14 protein-coding genes are annotated in these 17,677 nt (G+C 39.1%); 11 read left to right on the forward strand and 3 right to left on the reverse strand.

Annotation, left to right across the window (positions count from 1 at the left end):
- Positions 1-217: 217 nt before the first annotated feature.
- Positions 218-430 (reverse strand): hypothetical protein, encoded by a 213-nt coding sequence (locus M3600_RS16715; protein WP_233317568.1) that lies wholly within the window; start codon positions 428-430, stop codon positions 218-220.
- Between the two features lie 314 nt (positions 431-744).
- Here M3600_RS16715 and glgB point away from each other — a divergent pair, with 314 nt between their 5' ends.
- Genes glgB through M3600_RS16740 form a run of 5 tightly spaced genes read left to right on the forward strand, consistent with a single transcriptional unit; the run spans position 745 to position 8,677 of the window.
- A complete protein-coding gene (glgB, locus tag M3600_RS16720; RefSeq protein WP_251646796.1) occupies positions 745-2,685 on the forward strand; it encodes a 1,4-alpha-glucan branching protein GlgB in 1,941 nt (646 codons plus the stop codon).
- A complete protein-coding gene (locus tag M3600_RS16725; RefSeq protein ID WP_233317572.1) occupies positions 2,633-3,778 on the forward strand; it encodes a glucose-1-phosphate adenylyltransferase in 1,146 nt (381 codons plus the stop codon). The genes glgB and M3600_RS16725 overlap by 53 nt, the downstream gene beginning before the upstream one ends.
- A 30-nt stretch (positions 3,779-3,808) precedes the next feature.
- Positions 3,809-4,837, forward strand: coding sequence for a GlgC family sugar phosphate nucleotidyltransferase (locus tag M3600_RS16730; RefSeq protein WP_233317574.1), 1,029 nt, complete (start codon positions 3,809-3,811; stop codon positions 4,835-4,837).
- On the forward strand, positions 4,834-6,285 hold the full coding sequence (gene glgA, locus M3600_RS16735) for a glycogen synthase GlgA (protein ID WP_233317576.1): 1,452 nt from the start codon (positions 4,834-4,836) through the stop codon (positions 6,283-6,285). The genes M3600_RS16730 and glgA overlap by 4 nt, the downstream gene beginning before the upstream one ends.
- Positions 6,275-8,677, forward strand: coding sequence for a glycogen/starch/alpha-glucan phosphorylase (locus M3600_RS16740; RefSeq protein ID WP_251646798.1), 2,403 nt, complete (start codon positions 6,275-6,277; stop codon positions 8,675-8,677). The genes glgA and M3600_RS16740 overlap by 11 nt, the downstream gene beginning before the upstream one ends.
- A gap of 45 nt (positions 8,678-8,722) precedes the next feature.
- Here M3600_RS16740 and M3600_RS16745 read toward each other — a convergent pair whose 3' ends face one another.
- Entirely contained in the window at positions 8,723-9,457 is a 735-nt protein-coding gene (locus M3600_RS16745) for a TraR/DksA C4-type zinc finger protein (protein ID WP_251646800.1), read from the reverse strand.
- A 337-nt stretch (positions 9,458-9,794) separates the two neighbouring features.
- On the opposite strand from M3600_RS16745, the gene M3600_RS16750 reads away from it, so the two are divergent.
- The 6 genes from M3600_RS16750 to M3600_RS16775 all read left to right on the forward strand — a co-directional run bounded on the left by M3600_RS16750 (position 9,795) and on the right by M3600_RS16775 (position 17,443).
- Positions 9,795-11,171 carry an isochorismate synthase gene (locus M3600_RS16750; RefSeq protein ID WP_251646802.1) on the forward strand — a complete coding sequence of 459 codons (1,377 nt, stop codon included), beginning with the start codon at positions 9,795-9,797 and terminating at the stop codon, positions 11,169-11,171.
- Positions 11,168-12,910 (forward strand): 2-succinyl-5-enolpyruvyl-6-hydroxy-3-cyclohexene-1-carboxylic-acid synthase, encoded by a 1,743-nt coding sequence (gene menD / locus M3600_RS16755; protein WP_251646804.1) that lies wholly within the window; start codon positions 11,168-11,170, stop codon positions 12,908-12,910. Before M3600_RS16750 ends, menD begins: the two co-directional genes overlap by 4 nt.
- Positions 12,907-13,719: a 2-succinyl-6-hydroxy-2,4-cyclohexadiene-1-carboxylate synthase gene (gene menH, locus M3600_RS16760; protein WP_251646806.1), complete on the forward strand. Its 813-nt coding sequence runs from the start codon at positions 12,907-12,909 to the stop codon at positions 13,717-13,719. The genes menD and menH overlap by 4 nt, the downstream gene beginning before the upstream one ends.
- A 42-nt stretch (positions 13,720-13,761) precedes the next feature.
- Positions 13,762-14,580, forward strand: coding sequence for a 1,4-dihydroxy-2-naphthoyl-CoA synthase (menB, locus tag M3600_RS16765; protein WP_127736786.1), 819 nt, complete (start codon positions 13,762-13,764; stop codon positions 14,578-14,580).
- A gap of 132 nt (positions 14,581-14,712) precedes the next feature.
- Positions 14,713-16,173: an o-succinylbenzoate--CoA ligase gene (locus M3600_RS16770; RefSeq protein WP_251646808.1), complete on the forward strand. Its 1,461-nt coding sequence runs from the start codon at positions 14,713-14,715 to the stop codon at positions 16,171-16,173.
- A 34-nt stretch (positions 16,174-16,207) separates the two neighbouring features.
- The gene (locus M3600_RS16775) at positions 16,208-17,443 is read left to right on the forward strand and encodes an NAD(P)/FAD-dependent oxidoreductase (RefSeq protein ID WP_251646810.1); all 1,236 of its coding nucleotides are present in this window, start codon (positions 16,208-16,210) and stop codon (positions 17,441-17,443) included.
- Positions 17,444-17,479: 36 nt separating this feature from the next.
- Here M3600_RS16775 and M3600_RS16780 read toward each other — a convergent pair whose 3' ends face one another.
- Positions 17,480-17,635, reverse strand: coding sequence for a DUF1540 domain-containing protein (locus M3600_RS16780; RefSeq protein ID WP_233317593.1), 156 nt, complete (start codon positions 17,633-17,635; stop codon positions 17,480-17,482).
- Positions 17,636-17,677: the final 42 nt, after the last annotated feature.

Below are 17,677 nucleotides of genomic sequence, written 5' to 3' on the forward strand. Positions count from 1 at the left end.
GTTTGCATGTGAAAAATGTGGGGGTGAAATGTATCCTGAGTATTATAAAGGGGTACATGGCATAGAGTACAAATTATCGGATATTCTCTAACCATGAAAAGGACCGGGCTATGCCCGGTTTTTCTTAGCTTATGCCTGTGGATAACTCAAAAAGATAGACTATATTTTATAAAAGTCTAGGCTTATATCAGCATAGATAGACATAAGCTATTTAGTGCTAAAAGTTACCCTTCTTTATATCTTCCTCAAGCTTGTCCCTGTCTGTCATCAGCTTTTGACCAGGATTATTCAGGTCAAAATCAGAGAACATGCCTGTATGAGGACCTCGGAAAATATCTGCGGCTAGAATCTTCTTGTCTGGTGCATCAAAATAGGGACTAGGATCTTTTTGATTTTGTTCTAAAAGATATTCTTCTTCGCTTTTACTCATCAGCAAATCCCTCCTTTATTTCTTACTTTAATATCCTTTCTTAAATGAATGTAAACTATGTTATAAAAATCCACTGCTATTTTTCGGAGAGCAAACATAAAAAGTTATTTATTGTCATAAAATTTTAAAAAAACTTAAAAAGGATTTAGATTAATGTTAATAGAATATTACATTTAAATGAATAATTTTATCCTTTTTCGAATTGCTTCCCCTTTTTAATCATATAGTTTTAAAACTAGCAAAAAAGGGAAAACGGTTTGTACAAATTATATTTTTTTTGCAGTCGAATCAAATCAATAGTCATAGAAAGTAGGATGAATGTGGAGACAGTATTCCCAACTGAATTTCAGCAGCATTTATTTCATGAAGGCAATCTATTTGAAAGCTATCAATTGTTTGGATCTCATGTAAAGGAAGAGAACGGAGAAATTTGTACGGTATTTTGTGTGTGGGCACCGAATGCTAAGACTGTTCGTTTAGTAGGAGATTTCAATAATTGGCAAGGTGAACAGTATGACCTTCAAAGAATAAATAAAGAAGGAATATGGCATATCAGTATTTCCAAAGATTTGACCGGAGCTTTATATAAGTATGAAATCACTGGTCAGGATGGGAGGAAGCACTTGAAGGCTGATCCTTTTGCCTTTTATTCGGAAGTGAGGCCGAACACCGCATCCATCGTCTATTCATTGGAAGGTTACAAATGGAATGATGCAAGATGGATTCAAAGAAAGAAGAAAAAAAATTTTTTGAAAGAGCCGGTTTCTATTTATGAAGTACATCTAGGATCTTGGAAACTGAAAGAAGACGGATCTCTTTATACATACCGAGAATTAGCAGATGAGCTTATCCCTTATGTAATCGAGCTTGGATTTACCCATATAGAAATACTGCCAATAGTAGAACATCCTTTAGATATTTCCTGGGGATATCAAGGCACTGGGTATTACTCTGCGACGAGCAGATTTGGCGAGCCGAAGGATTTTATGTATTTTGTGGATCAATGTCATCAGAATGGGCTGGGAGTTCTGTTAGATTGGGCTCCAGGACATTTTTGCAAGGATGCTCATGGCTTATATCAATTTGACGGCTCCAGCCAATTTGACTACCCGAATGCTAATGACAGGGAAAATCTTGTATGGGGAACAGCAAACTTTGATTTAGGAAGAATGGAAGTACATAGCTTTTTAATTTCCAACGCGATCTTTTGGATGGATTATTTTCATGTTGATGGTTTTAGGGTTGATGCAGTTTCTAATATTATTTACTGGCCAAACTCTGGCGAGAATTCGCTTAACCCATTTGGAGTTGAATTCTTAAGAAAGCTAAACACAACCGTCTGTCAATATGATCCTACCGTTCTGATGTTTGCAGAGGATTCAAGCGATCTACCCCAAGTTACTGCTCCAGTACATTATGGAGGTCTAGGATTTCATTATAAATGGAATATGGGTTGGATGAATGATTTACTGTCATATATGGAAACAGACTCATCCAATAGAAAACATGAGCACAATAAAATTACTTTTTCTTTGCTCTATGCTTTTTCGGAGAATTTTGCTTTACCTCTTTCCCATGATGAAGTTGTTCATGGAAAAAAATCGCTCCTAAATAAAATGCCTGGTGATTATTGGCAAAAATTTGCACAGTTCCGTTTATTAATCGGATATATGATGACACACCCAGGAAAGAAACTATTATTTATGGGAGCGGAGCTTGCACAGTTTTCAGAGTGGAAGGATAAAGAACAGCTTGATTGGATGCTGATGGATTATGAAATGCATGAAAAGGCAAATGTATTTTTCAAAGAAGTGCTGAAGCTGTATAAACGCTCTAAACCCCTGTATGAATTGGATCATCTCCACGAAGGATTTGATTGGATTGATGCTAACAACCATGAACAATCTGTTTTCTCCTTTATTAGACAAGGAGAAAAGGAGGAAGATTTCCTAGTAGTTATCTGCAACTTTACTTATCAAACTTATGAGAATTATTTAATTGGCGTACCAAAGGCTGGCAGCTATAGAGAGATATTGAACAGCGATGATGAGAGGTTTGGAGGAGCCAACTATATAAATAAAAAAATGATAAAGGCCAATGAGATTTCGTTCCACGGAAAGCCATATTCCGTTCCAGTGACGATTCCAGCTTTTAGCATCATCATATTACGGCCTGTTCAACATCGGAAGGGGAGAAAAGAGAATGGGAAAGAAACGGTGCGTCGCAATGCTATTAGCGGGAGGAAAGGGAAGTAGACTTTACTCTTTGACAAAAAAGCTGGCAAAGCCAGCCATTCCATTCGGAGGTAAGTATCGTATTATTGATTTTACTTTGAGTAATTGCTCCAATTCAGGAATTGAAACAGTAGGTGTGCTGACACAATATCAACCTCTTGTGTTAAATTCCTATATCGGAATTGGCAGTGCCTGGGATTTGGATAGGGTAAATGGAGGTGTCACTGTGCTGCCTCCATACAGCGAATCATCAGAGGTGAAATGGTATACAGGCACAGCCAGTGCCATTTACCAAAATCAAAATTATCTCTCTCAATATGATCCTGAATATGTGCTGATTCTTTCAGGTGACCACATATACAAGATGAATTATGAATGGATGTTAGACTATCATATTCAGAAGCAGGCAGATGCTTCTATTTCTGTTATAGAGGTGCCATGGAGTGAGGCAAGCAGGTTCGGTATCATGAACACGAATGAAGAGATGGATATCATTGAGTTTGAAGAAAAACCAAAAAAGCCGAAGAACAATCTCGCTTCCATGGGCATTTACATCTTTAAGTGGAAAGTGCTGAAGGAATTGCTGGAAGAGGATGATAAAAACAGCCATTCAACCCATGACTTCGGAAAAGATATTATACCGATGCTGATTGAGAAGAAACGGAAGGTAGTCGCTTACCCATTCAAAGGCTATTGGAAGGATGTTGGTACAGTCCAAAGCTTGTGGGAAGCCAATATGGACTTGTTAGATAATTCTAGTGAACTGAATATATCAGATTATAATTGGAGAATTTACACAGTTAATCCTAACCATCCGCCCCAATATATTTCTAGTGATGCAATAGTTAAAGAGTCATTAATAAATGAAGGCTGCACGATTAGTGGCAATATTGAAAAATCCATTGTTTTTCAAGGTGTAAATGTAGGAACAGGTTCAATCGTCCGAAGCTCTGTTATTATGCCCGATGCTCGGATTGGCGAAAATACTTATATCGAAAAGGCAATCGTTCCGTCAGATATCGAGATACCGGATGGAATGGTTATTAAGCCAAAAGAAGGTAATAACGACGTTGTGCTCGTAACAGAAGAAATGGTTAGTGCGTTTATATCCTGATTAACAACAGAGACTAGGGAGGGGTTTTTAGTGTTAAGAACAATGCTAGGGGTAATTGATGCTACAACATATCAACATGATTTGGAGGAATTAATTTCGCATAGGACTCTTGCTGCCTTACCAATTGGAGGGAGATATAGGCTTATTGATTTCGTCCTTTCTAATATGGTTAATTCAGGAATAGGCAGTGTCGCTATCTTTCCAAAGTACCAATACCGATCATTAATGGATCATCTTGGATCCGGGAAAAATTGGGACTTAGACAGAAAAAGAGACGGATTATTTTTCTTTCCAGCATCCATTACGGATGGAGATAGTGAAGGAATAGGATCTTTTAATCAGTTTGCCGCAAATATGGATTATTTTTATCGAAGCAAACAGGAATATGCTTTAGTAGCAAATTGCTTTACTGTTTTTAACATGGACTTTAACCCCGTCCTAATACGCCATCTTACCTCTGGCTGTGATATCACTGAAATCACCAACAATGGAGATTCATTAGAAATATATTTAATCAAGAAATCTCTATTAATAGACTTAATCTTAACAAGAGATATTACAGGCTATACATGCATGAAGGATGTCATGCTTGACCTCAATCATGAATATAAAATCTGCCACTATGAATTCAACGGTTATGCGGAAAAAATCGACTCTATTTCTGCTTATTTTGAAGTAAGTAAAGAAATATTGCGTGCAGAAACGTGGAATCAGCTTTTCATTAAGGAAAGGCCAATCTTTACAAAGGTGAAGGATGAACCACCTACCCGCTATACGAGTACAGGAGAAGTGAAAAACTCAATGATCGCTAATGGCTGCATTATTGAAGGAGATGTAGAAAACAGCATTATTTCTAGGGCTGTGAAAATTGGCAAAGGTTCACGCCTTAAAAACTGCATCATCATGCAAAAATGCTCTATTGGGGATGATTGTGTATTAGAAAATGTAATTTTAGATAAAGATGTTATGGTAGGAAATGAAACGGTTATGACAGGCAGCAAAAATACACCATTTGTCGTTAGAAAAGGGACAGTGCAAGGAGCGTTGATGAATTCGTGAAAGTAATGTTTGCAGTATCAGAATGTGTACCATTTATCAAATCTGGAGGACTGGCTGATGTTGCCGGTTCTCTTCCGAAAGAGCTTGTGAAACAAGGAACAGAGGTAACGATAATTATGCCAAAGTATCGGGACATTCCCGAGAAGTTACTAAAAGACTTGGAGAAGGTAATGGACTTCCGTGTGCAGGTAGGGTGGAGAAATCAATACTGCGGCATCGAAAAGCTCGAGCAAGACGGCATCACTTTTTATTTTATAGACAATGAATACTACTTTAAAAGGCCGGGGCTATACGGCTATTTCGATGATGGAGAAAGGTTCTCATTCTTTAACAGGGCTGTCTTAGAAAGCCTCTCCTATCTATCTTATTATCCAGATATTATCCATTGTCATGATTGGCATACGGCAATGATTCCGTTCCTGCTGAATGTGGATTATAAATGGAGACGAGAATACAGTCAGATTAAGACAGTATTTACTATACATAATCTTCAGTTCCAAGGGATTATGCCAAGAGGGGCCCTTGGAGATATGCTGAACTTAAATGATGATTACTTTACAACAGATCAGCTAGAGTTTTATGGAAATGTCAACTTTATGAAGGCCGCCTTAATTGCTTCTGACAAAATAACAACTGTCAGCCCAACCTATATGAATGAAATACAAACAGACTATTACGGAGAAAAGCTCAACCAGCTTTTACATTTAAGGCAGAGTGACTTAAATGGTATCATCAATGGAATAGACGAAGAAGTATACAATCCTGCAACAGATGATGTCATTATTCAAAAATACTCGAATACAAATATTAGTGGAAAGGTCCAAAATAAACTTGAAGTCCAAAAGCTGTTTGGATTAAAAGAGGATGCGTCCATTCCAATGATATCAATGATAACGAGGCTGACCAGCCAAAAAGGGCTTGAGTTAGTACGGCATGTCTTCCATGAAATCATGGAGGAGGATGTGCAATTTCTTGTGCTGGGCACAGGAGATGCTGAATTTGAGAATTTCTTTAGAGAAATGGAGTTCAAATATCCCGATAAATGCAAAGCATATATTGGTTTTGATGAAAGCTTGGCACATAAGATATATGCCGGTGCAGACCTGTTCCTTATGCCATCCAAGTTTGAACCATGTGGGCTAGGCCAGCTGATTGCATTGCAGTACGGGAATATCCCAATTGTCAGGGAGACAGGGGGATTAAATGACACAGTGTTTTCATACAATGAACTTACTAATAGCGGAAATGGTTTTAGTTTCACTAACTTCAATGCTCACGACATGCTCTATACTATCCGAAGAGCCCTACAATTCTATCATGACAAAGACGTATGGAGCACTATTGTCAAAAATGCAATGACAATGGACAATAGCTGGGCACAGTCAGCATTTAAATATAACCAACTATATGCTGAGCTTATCTCAAGGAGTGAAACACATGTTTTCTAACAAAGAAAATTTTAAGACTTATTTTTTGCAAAAGCTTGAGATGACTTACGGCAAACCGTTTGAAGATTGTACCAGCAGCGATCACTTCCAGACATTAGGACATATGATCAGGGAGTATGTTAGCGGAGATTGGATTAATACAAATGAGCTTTACCGCAGAAATAAAGGAAAACAAGTGTATTACTTATCAATAGAATTCTTATTGGGCAGATTACTGCACCATAATTTAATTAACTTAGGAATTGATAAAGTAGTGGAAGAGGGGCTTTCTGAATTAGGAATCGACCTGCTAGACGTAGAAGAAATTGAATGTGATGCAGGTCTTGGCAATGGAGGGCTGGGAAGGCTTGCTGCATGCTTCCTAGATTCATTGGCAACCTTGAATCTTCCCGGCCACGGCTTTGGAATCCGTTACAAGCATGGATTATTTGAGCAGAGAATTGTCGATGGATATCAATTAGAACTGCCAGAGCAATGGTTAAAGCAAGGGCAGGTTTGGGAAGTCCGGAAAGAGGATCTAGCTGTAGATATTTCCTTTTGGGGCAATATTGATTCGTTTGAAAAGGATGGAAGACTGCAGTTTCGGCATTTAAATGCTGAAACTGTAACGGCTGTCCCTCACGATATCCCTGTTATCGGTTATAGCAGCAGTACCGTTAATACGCTGAGGCTATGGAATGCAGAGCCTGCGTCACTGCTCGCTAAGGATGTTGGGGACATCATGAAATACAAAAGAGAAACAGAAGCGATTTCAGAGTTTCTTTATCCTGATGATGCACATGATGAAGGTAAAATATTGCGCTTGAAACAGCAATATTTTTTAGTTTCTTCGAGCCTGCAGTCTATCATCAAGGATTACAAACAGCAATATAAAGACATAAAAGAGTTTCATGAGCATGTAAGCATCCATATAAATGATACACATCCTGTATTGGCAATCCCGGAATTAATGAGGATATTGCTTGATAAAGAAGGGCTTAGCTGGGAAGAGGCTTGGACCATAACAACAGGAGCTATTTCCTATACAAATCATACAACCCTTTCTGAGGCATTGGAAAAATGGCCGATTTCTATTTTTCAGCCTTTGTTGCCTAGAATCTATATGATTATTGATGAGATAAATGAACGTTTTTGCAAACAGCTATGGGAGCTATATCCAGGAGATTTCGGCCGGATTGAGAATATGGCTATCATCGCCCATGGTATGGTTAAGATGGCGCACTTAGCTTTAGTAGGAAGCCATAGTGTTAATGGCGTGGCAGAAATTCATACAGAGATTTTGAAAAAGAGGGAAATGGCTGCTTTCTATCAAATCTTCCCTGAAAAATTCAACAATAAAACAAATGGAATAACCCATAGACGCTGGCTGATTAAATCCAATCCTAAGCTTGCAGATCTTATCAGTGATACAATCGGTACAGAGTGGGTTCAAACCCCTTCGAGCCTTGAGAAGCTGTTAGAATACAAGCACGACTCTGTTTTTTTAGAGCAGCTTGACGCAGTAAAACAGGAAAATAAACGGAAATTAGCACGTATCATCAAGGAGAATAATGGAATTATAGTTGACCCGCAATCTATTTTTGATATTCAAGTAAAAAGACTGCATGCATACAAGCGGCAGTTATTGAATGTCCTGCATATCATGCATCTATATAACCGCATTAAAGAGAATCCATCCTTACCTATTACTCCTAGGACATTTGTATTTGGCGCGAAGGCTTCACCAGGCTATTATTATGCGAAGAAAATCATCAAGCTCATCAATTCAGTCGCCGATAAAATCAATCAAGATAAAGCAATTGAAGACAAGATAAAGGTTGTGTTTTTAGAGAATTACCGTGTTTCCCTTGCAGAGCATATTTTTCCTGCTGCAGATGTAAGTGAACAGATTTCTACTGCAAGCAAAGAGGCATCTGGTACCGGAAATATGAAATTTATGATAAACGGAGCTTTGACTGTTGGAACACTTGATGGTGCTAATATTGAGATGAGGGATTTAGTTGGCGATGACAATATTTTTATATTCGGCATGAATGCAGACCAAGTGCTAGAATTATATAAAAATGGAGGATACAAGTCGGCTGAATATTATCATCATGATAAGCGAATTCATCAAGTTGTTGACCAGCTGAAGAATGGCCATTTATCAACAAATCTCAATGAATTTGAACCAATTGTCGACTCCTTATTAACGGAGAATGACCAGTACTTCCTGCTAAAAGATTTTCACTCCTATGCCTGTATTCAAGATGAGGTAGACAAAGCTTATAAGAATAAACAGCAATGGCTGGAGAAATGTACAGTCAACATTGCAAAAGCGGGACATTTTTCGAGTGACCGCACAATTAAAGAATATGCGGCTGAAATTTGGAATATTAAAGCCTTAAAATAAGGGGAAGGGCGATTGTCACTTAGCTAGCTGACAATCGCTTTTTTTTTAGTTCTTATCATCTGTATAACTGTCTCTATTTTTGTAGGGAACATCACCAAATGGAGCGTCTGTTCCAGCATCATTGAGGGTATCTTCATACTCCTTCTCTTCATCTGAACGGTAAACTTCGCGCTTTTGGGCAGTTATATTACTTGCCGTAAAGGATTCATAGTCTTCTGGAAAGCCGCCGTTTTGTTCATTGTCAGAATAAAGGCTGTCATAATCTTCATAATCACCTTTTAAGTCTGCAGGGGTTTCGGATGTTCCGTAACGGGCAACTTCTTGAAAGCTATCTTGATAGTCACGGATTTCAGCAGTATCGCTGTGTCGGAAAACATTGCCGTGTGCAGGCTCTAATATGTCTTCCTCTACAGGCCGGTCCATATTTAACTCCCGGTCACTGTATTCAATTAATGTTGTGGCAGTAGGCATTGCTTCCAACCGTTCATATGGAATCTCTTTTCCGGAAACTTCACAAATACCATATGTTCCATCTTGGATCGCTTTTAAAGCAGAATTAATATTATCTAGCTCAGCTTGGTCATGCTCTTCTAACGCTAGGTCACGGCCTCGTTCAAATAATTCTGTTCCCATATCGGCCGGATGATTGTCATATGTCGATAACTCTCCGACAGAGTCTTGCATTGTTTCTTCCTCTTTACCTTCTAATCTATTTGTTAATTGTTCTTTTCTATCTTCCAATTGCTTTTGTAACGATGCTAATTGTTCTTTTGTAAGCATAATCTCACATCCTTAAGTAATTAATTTATGCATGTCCCAATGTCCATACTGTACCGTTCCCGCCTTAAGCCCACTTAAAACATGTAAGTAAAAGTGCTCCATTGTGTAAAGAATAATAAACATAAAAGAAGTAGTTATTTAGCTATCCAAATATAACAAACCAGGATTCGGAAATATAGGATAACATCATTGACATAATAGGAAATGGAGGTGTATCTTAAAATAAGTCAAATTGAACATTTGTGAGCATATGAATAGATATTATCGCAGTTCAGTTCAAGGTCAGAGCTATAAACCAATATGGAATGGCTGATCTTATAGGGGGATTTACAAGGTAATGAAAGAAAGTAAAGGACTTCTGTTAGAAGGCAGTGCAGTAAAAGCGTCCACTTCTATTTTAAGAAGCAAGGTGATTAAGTTAGAGCAGAGAAGGGATTTTTTATCTTTTTATGCTCAGAATAATAAATATAAAGGAAAACGATTTTTTTGGAAAAGCCCTGATGGTACTTCCATATACGCTGGAATTGGCATTTGCAAAACAATTCAATCCAGCAAGCAAGAGCATACTTATGAAGTGATTGAAAAAAAATGGCATGAGCTACTTGAGAACAGTGAAATAAATAATCCATTTAACACTGCAGGGGTTGGCCCAGTTCTGTTCGGCGGTTTTGCGTTTGATCCTTTGAAGGAACGGACAGATTTGTGGGAAAACTTTCAAAACGCGCACTTTTACTTGCCATCCATCATGTTTAGTGAAATAGATGGCGAGCAATACCTTACAGTTAACCAGTTCGGAGATTCTGATCAAGTAAATGAGAGACTGAAAGCATGTTTGCAGAAAATGCCAAAAAGCAATGAATCTTTCTCAAGCGAAACACTGACAAATAAGCTGCTCGACAGTACAGAAATTAATGGTATTGAATGGAAGAAGATGGTGGAAGAGGTAGTTCAGGAACTGGGACAATCGTTAAAAAAGGTTGTACTGGCAAGGGAAAGCCGCTTAAGTTTTGAAAAGGTAATTTCCGTTGAATCTGTCCTCCAAAATTTATTGAACAGACAAAAAAACAGCTATGTGTTTGCATTAGAATCAGGGGAAGATTGTTTTATCGGTGCTTCACCAGAAAGACTTGTCAAAAAATCAGGTAAACAAGTCTTTTCCGTATGCTTAGCAGGATCTATTGCAAGAGGAAGCAATGCAGAAGAAGATGAAGCACTCGGCTTAGAACTGCTGAATGACCCGAAAAACAGGATGGAGCATGATTATGTTGTGCAAATGATAAAAGGGGCGATGGAAAAGGTGTGCAGCACTTTTGATATCCCAGCAGAGCCTAGCCTCATAAAGATGAGAGATATTCAACATTTATTTACTCCAGTTACAGGAAGTTTAAAAAATTCAGCTTCTATATTTTCACTTATAGAATTATTACATCCGACACCTGCATTAGGCGGTTATCCGCAAAAGCAGGCTATTGAAAAAATCCGCGAGGCGGAATTTTTGGATAGAGGGCTTTACGGAGCTCCAATAGGCTGGATGGATTATCAAGGTAATGGCGAGTTTGCCGTGAGTATCCGCTCTGCTCTTATTCAAAACAAGGAAGCTTCATTGTTTGCGGGTTGCGGTGTAGTAAAAGATTCTGATGCGGAATCAGAGTTCAAGGAAACGGCAATAAAATTCAAACCGATGCTTTCTGCACTAGGAGGTAAGTTAGGATGAACCATCAAGAAAACTTAACTGCTTATTTACAGTCATTCGTAAATGAGCTGGTCCGAAACGGGATTAAAAATGCTGTTATTAGTCCCGGTTCTCGTTCAACGCCGATTGCTTTGTTAATGGCTGAGCATACTCATGTAAATGTCCATGTTCATGTGGATGAACGGTCTGCTGCTTTTTATGCTTTAGGGATGGCAAAAGCCTTAAAGGAGCCCACTGTTTTAGTTTGCACTTCCGGTACGGCGGCTGCAAACTATTTTCCTGCTATTGTGGAGGCAAAAATCTCAAGAATACCGCTGATTGTCTTAACGGCGGACAGACCTCATGAGCTGAGGGATGTCGGTGCACCTCAGGCAATAGATCAAATAAACTTGTATGGAAACCAAGTAAAATGGTTTATGGAAATGTCTCCGCCTGATGCAGCTCCAGAAATGCTGCGTTATGTTAAAACCGTCAGTGCAAGGGCTGTTGCCGCAGCAACAAAGGAACCTAAAGGTCCAGTCCATTTGAACCTTCCATTTCGCGAACCGCTCATCCCAGATTTTAATCACTTAGAGAAGTATGAAGCGGATGATCCATATTTACAAATCATTAATGGGGAACTAACTGTTTCAGATGAATATGTAAAAGGACTTGCAGCAAGGCTTACAGGCTTTTCTAAAGGAATTATTGTTTGCGGAGAAATGAACGATGGGAATTTTTCGGAGGCAATATTGGAGTTAGCAAAAGCACTCGATTTCCCTATCCTCGCTGATCCATTATCACAGCTTCGATCCATGGAGGATCCCGATAATCTGATTGTCGACACATATGATGTTTTTTTACGGAACGAGGATGTAAAGCAAGCATTAGTTCCTGAGGTTATCATTCGTTTTGGAAGCATGCCTGTCAGCAAGCCCCTCACTATATATATGAGGGAATTAGAAGCTCTGCAAATAGTAGTCGACGGCGGTGCTGGTTTCAGAGATCCTAATCAGCTGACAGCTGAAATGGTTTATTGTGATGAAACAACATTCTGCAGGAAACTGATTGAACATGTCGAGCACAGTAAGGGAAACCACAGACAGCTTTGGACCAGTCTCAATGAGAAAACAAAACAAGAAATAAGTCAGGTAGCAGATATAACTGAACTAAGTGAAGCGAAGCTATTTCATTTGTTAGCAGATCTTATCCCTGACAATTCTGTATTGTTTGTAGGCAACAGTATGCCTATCAGAGATTTGGATACATTCTTTCATAAACAAGCAAAGAATATTTCTATTTATGCGAACAGAGGGGCTAATGGAATTGATGGTACTGTGTCTACAGCTCTTGGTGTGGGAGCAGCCAAAAGAAAGCCGTTGTATTTAGTGCTGGGGGATTTAACTTTCTTCCATGACATGAATGGTCTTATTGCAGCAAAGCAATTTGACGTGCCGATTACGATAATACTCATTAACAATAACGGTGGAGGAATATTCTCCTTCTTGCCCCAAGCTCAGCATCCAAAGCATTTTGAACTATTATTTGGAACACCGTTAGATTTAAATTTTGAACATCTTATTAACTTGTACGGTGGACAATACAGTGTTGTGGAGAATTGGGATCACTTACGAGCTTTATGTACGGATGCAGAGTCGAATTTTAGCATCCGATTATTTGAAATAAAGACAAATAGAGACGAAAACTTGAAGGAGCATCGTCAGATTATGGCGAAAGTTTCCCAGGAAATACAACATTTTTTGAGAGATGAAGGCAAATGAATATAGTTGTCGATAATATCTCCTACCATGTAGAAGTTTACGGTTCAGGTGAGCCATTATTGCTGCTGCATGGCTTTACAGGGGATTCTAGTACTTGGCAGCAGTTTATCCCTGTTTTTGAAAAGAACCACCAGATTATCATGATGGACATTATTGGACATGGCCAAACTGCATCACCTGATGAACAGCAGCCTTACAAGATAGAATATGCTGCTAAAGCAATCAAAAAGCTACTTGATACGTTAGAAGTTGATTCAACAAATCTTTTAGGATATTCCATGGGTGGGCGGCTTGCCCTAACATTTGCATTCATCTATCCTGACATGGTCAGAAATTTAGTGCTGGAAAGTGCGACACCTGGTCTGAAAACAGAAGAGGAAAGAAGAGAAAGACGGATAATGGATGAGCAATTAGGAAACTATATTTTAAAAGAAGGAGTTAACAAGTTTGTGAACAAATGGGAAAATATTCCCCTATTTGCCACACAGACTCGTTTAAGCAAGGACGTAAAAGAAAAAATTAGAAGCCAAAGGCTTATGAATAATCCAGTAGGTCTTGCCAACAGCCTTGAACAAATGGGGACCGGCTCTCAGCCTTCCTGGTGGGAAAGGTTAGGAGAGCTGAAGTGTCCAACGTTGCTGTTAACAGGAAAGCTGGATGAAAAGTTTTGCAGGATCGCTGGTGAGATGCAAAAACAAAACGAAAACTTCGAGTGGATTAACGTGGATGATGCAGGGCATGCAATTCATGTGGAGAAACCTGAAATTTTTGGTACAATAGTAAGTGAGTTTTTGTCGAACAGCAGTTGAGGACTTCATAAAAGTTCGGCAAAATAAAAGGAGGAAATATAAATGGCAGTAGAATGGGTTGCTGTGCGCAATTACGATGAAATTATCTATGAAACATACAATGGCATTGCGAAAATTACGATTAATCGCCCGCATGTACATAATGCCTTTACACCAAAAACGGTAAATGAATTAATTGATGCTTTTGCAAGAGCAAGAGATGACAGCAGTGTTGGTGTTATTATCTTGACTGGTGCAGGAGAAAAAGCTTTCTGCTCAGGCGGAGACCAAAAAGTAAGAGGACATGGCGGCTATGTGGGAGAAGACCAGATTCCTCGTTTGAATGTTCTGGACCTGCAAAGATTAATTCGTGTAATTCCTAAACCGGTTATCGCAATGGTTAAAGGCTATGCAATCGGTGGCGGCCATGTACTGCATGTAGTCTGTGATTTAACAATCGCAGCAGACAATGCTGTATTTGGACAAACTGGACCAAACGTAGGAAGCTTTGACGCAGGTTACGGTTCTGGCTATTTAGCTCGCATTGTCGGACACAAAAAAGCAAAAGAAATCTGGTTCTTATGCAGACAATACAATGCTCAGGAAGCATTGGATATGGGGCTTGTAAACACTGTTGTTCCATTGGAGCAAGTGGAAGAAGAGACAATCAAATGGTGTGAGGAAATCCTAGAAAAGAGCCCGACTGCTTTACGTTTCTTGAAAGCGGCGTTTAACGCAGACACAGACGGACTTGCAGGGATTCAGCAATTTGCTGGAGATGCAACGCTTCTATACTACACAACGGATGAAGCAAAAGAAGGACGCGATTCCTTTAAGGAAAAACGCAAGCCTGACTTTGGCCAATTCCCACGTTTTCCTTGATTTTCAAATAACGGGATAAACCAAAAAAGGGTGACTTCTAGCATCTTTTCCACTCTATTAGTGGAGAAGATGGAGGTCACCCTGTTTTGATTACAAAAAACAAATGCTGTTAACTAAAAAGGAGAGAATCATATGGAAGAATTGCTTCCTAATTTCCTGAAGAACCGAGCTTCTTTAACACCTGACAAAGAGGCAATTGTCTACAAAAATACTTCATTGACCTTTCAGGAGCTGTATGAAAAAGCATATTACACAGCAGGAGTATTAACTGCAAAAGGGATTACGAAAGGGGACTATGTCGCTTTTTTAGTGAAAAACGATCTTCGCACTTTAATCGCTCTTCTTTCTCTTCATTTGCTGGGAGCAAGAGCCGTGCTCTTAAACAATCGCCTTACAGCAAATGAACTGCTGTATCAAATCAAAGACTCCAAATCTCATTCTCTTATTGCAGACAATGATTTTCATACAAAGACAGAAGAATTGGTCTGTGCATTACCCTCTTTAAATGTGATGTTTAATCAGAAGCTGGAAAATGGTCCATTTCAGCAGCCTGTTGTTCAGGAAACAGTAAATTTAGCAGATACATGTACCATCATGTATACCTCTGGGACGACAGGCTTTCCTAAAGGTGTTATCCAAACATACGGAAATCATTGGTGGAGCGCTGTCGGCAATGTGTTAAATGCGGGGATGACCGAAAAGGATGTTTGGCTTTGTACTGTGCCTATCTTCCATATTAGCGGATACTCTATATTAATAAGAAGTCTGCTATATGGAATGAAAATTGTCCTGCACGAGTCTTTTGATGAACAGCAAGTTCTGACTGATTTGCAGAAGGAAAAAATAACAATTATGTCTGTTGTGACAGCAATGCTCCAAAAAATAGAAAAGGCAGCAACGAGCCCGTTTCCAGAGTATTTCCGTTACATGCTTCTTGGAGGTGGGCCGGCATCTATTGAGTTAATTTCAAGCTGTATGAAAAAGGGAATTCCAGTGTATTACTCTTATGGCATGACTGAAACCTCTTCCCAAATTGTAACATTACCGCCTCAAGATGCTGCAAGGAAGATTGGCTCTGCAGGCAAGCCTTTGTTTCCTGCTCAGTTGAAAATCGTCGATGATGATGGAAATGAATTAGGAGCTGGAGAAGCTGGCGAAATTGTTGTATATGGTCCTAATGTGTCTAAAGGATATTTGAATAAAGGAGCTCATTCAGCTGATGGCTGGTTTCACACTGGCGATATAGGGTATAAAGATACAGAAGGCTTCCTGTATGTACTTGATCGCCGTTCAGACCTGATTATTTCTGGCGGAGAGAATATTTATCCAGCAGAATTAGAATCGGTAATTTCCTCTATAGAAGGAATTAAAGAAGCTGGGGTTGTCGGAATGGATAACCAAAAATGGGGACAAGTTCCTGCAGCCTTTATTGTATGTGAGGAAGGAACGGACTTGACTGAAAGTTATGTGTTGGAAGAATGCAGAAGGAAATTAGCTTCCTATAAGCTACCGAAAGAAATTCGTTTCATAGAAGCGCTTCCGAGGAATGCCTCAAAAAAAATTGTCAGAAAAACATTAAGAGAGTGGCTGTAATAGCCAAGACTAATATATTTTAGGGGGCTTTGTCATGGGGCTTGATTTATATCATGGAGAGCTGTATTGGCCACATACATTAAAAGATATTCCTTCCTATCCTCGTTTGGAGGAGGATGTTTTTTGTGATGTACTTATCATTGGCGGTGGAATGTCTGGAGCTATAGCAGCGAATATCTTAGCAAATGAAGATTTAGAGATTGTACTTGCAGATAAAAGGAAAATAGGGCATGGAAGTTCTGCAGCAAATACAGGACTTCTACAATACTCCAACGATATGATGCTCCATGAATTTGCTCAAACAATCGGAGAGGAAAAAGCAGTAAGATTTTACGAACTGTGTTTTGAGGCAATGAAAGATTTAAAAGACATTGCCAGTTCTCTAACAGAAGATGTTCAATTCAAAGAAAGAAAAAGTTTATATTATGCAAGCAGTCAAACAGATGCAGATAAGTTGAAAACAGAGTATGCGATGTTGAAAAAACACGGTTTTCCTGTTGAATATTTAGATGATAATCAAATGAAGGAGCGCTTCGGCTTCTCAAAGCCTGCTGCTATTCTTACAGAAGGAGATGCGGAGGTTAATCCTCAGAGGCTTGTTATTCAGCTTATTAAAGAGGCAGCTTTAAAGCAAAATGTCCGTGTATATGAACAAACTAATGTACAGGAGCAAAGCTTTATAGATGGATATTGGCAAATTAAAGCTGACAGCGGAGCAATCATTCACGCGAAAAAAATTATTTATTCAACAGGGTATGAAGCCGCACTTCATACGGACCGGCTTGGAGCTGAATTAAATCGTTCCTTCGCAATCGCAACAAGCAGACTTGAAAACTTTGCTGGCTGGGAAGGACAGTGCATGATATGGGAGACGAAACGACCGTATTTTTATATGCGGACTACATATGATGGCAGGATTGTAGCAGGCGGTCTTGATGAAGATCCAATGGAAGCTCCGCAAGATGCTAAAGTATTAAAGAAATATGGAGAAAGACTGCTGGAGAAAATAAAGGAGCATTTCCCTGAATATGTAATGGATGTTGACTATGTTTATGGAGCTACCTTTGGCGAATCTGCAGACGGCAGACCATTTATCGGCAAGCACCCAAGCAAGGATGGTATCTTCTATTGTTTAGGATATGGGGGAAATGGAACAGTGTACAGCATGCTTGGTGCCAAAATAATCAGGGATATTATTCTTTATGGCAAGCATCCTGATGAAGAATTGGTTGCTCCAGACAGACCAGAGAAGAAGTTATATTCCAAGTAAACAAAAAAGAGAGGCAAAGTCCTCTCTTTTTTTTCGTTATTCTGTAGGTTGAAATGTTTTACAATCTGTTTCTCTGCTGTTATCAGCATGTTCACCTACATGGCTTACTACATAAATTTGATCGGCTCCACATAAATTTCCGCTTTCCCAAAAAGTACAATTTCTTACTTCACAAAGTACATCTTTTGCCAATAGAAACACTCTCCTTAGTTGGCTTATGATTTACAGGAATTG

Source organism: Niallia sp. MER 6, from assembly GCF_023714395.1.
Lineage (GTDB): Bacteria > Bacillota > Bacilli > Bacillales > Cytobacillaceae > Niallia.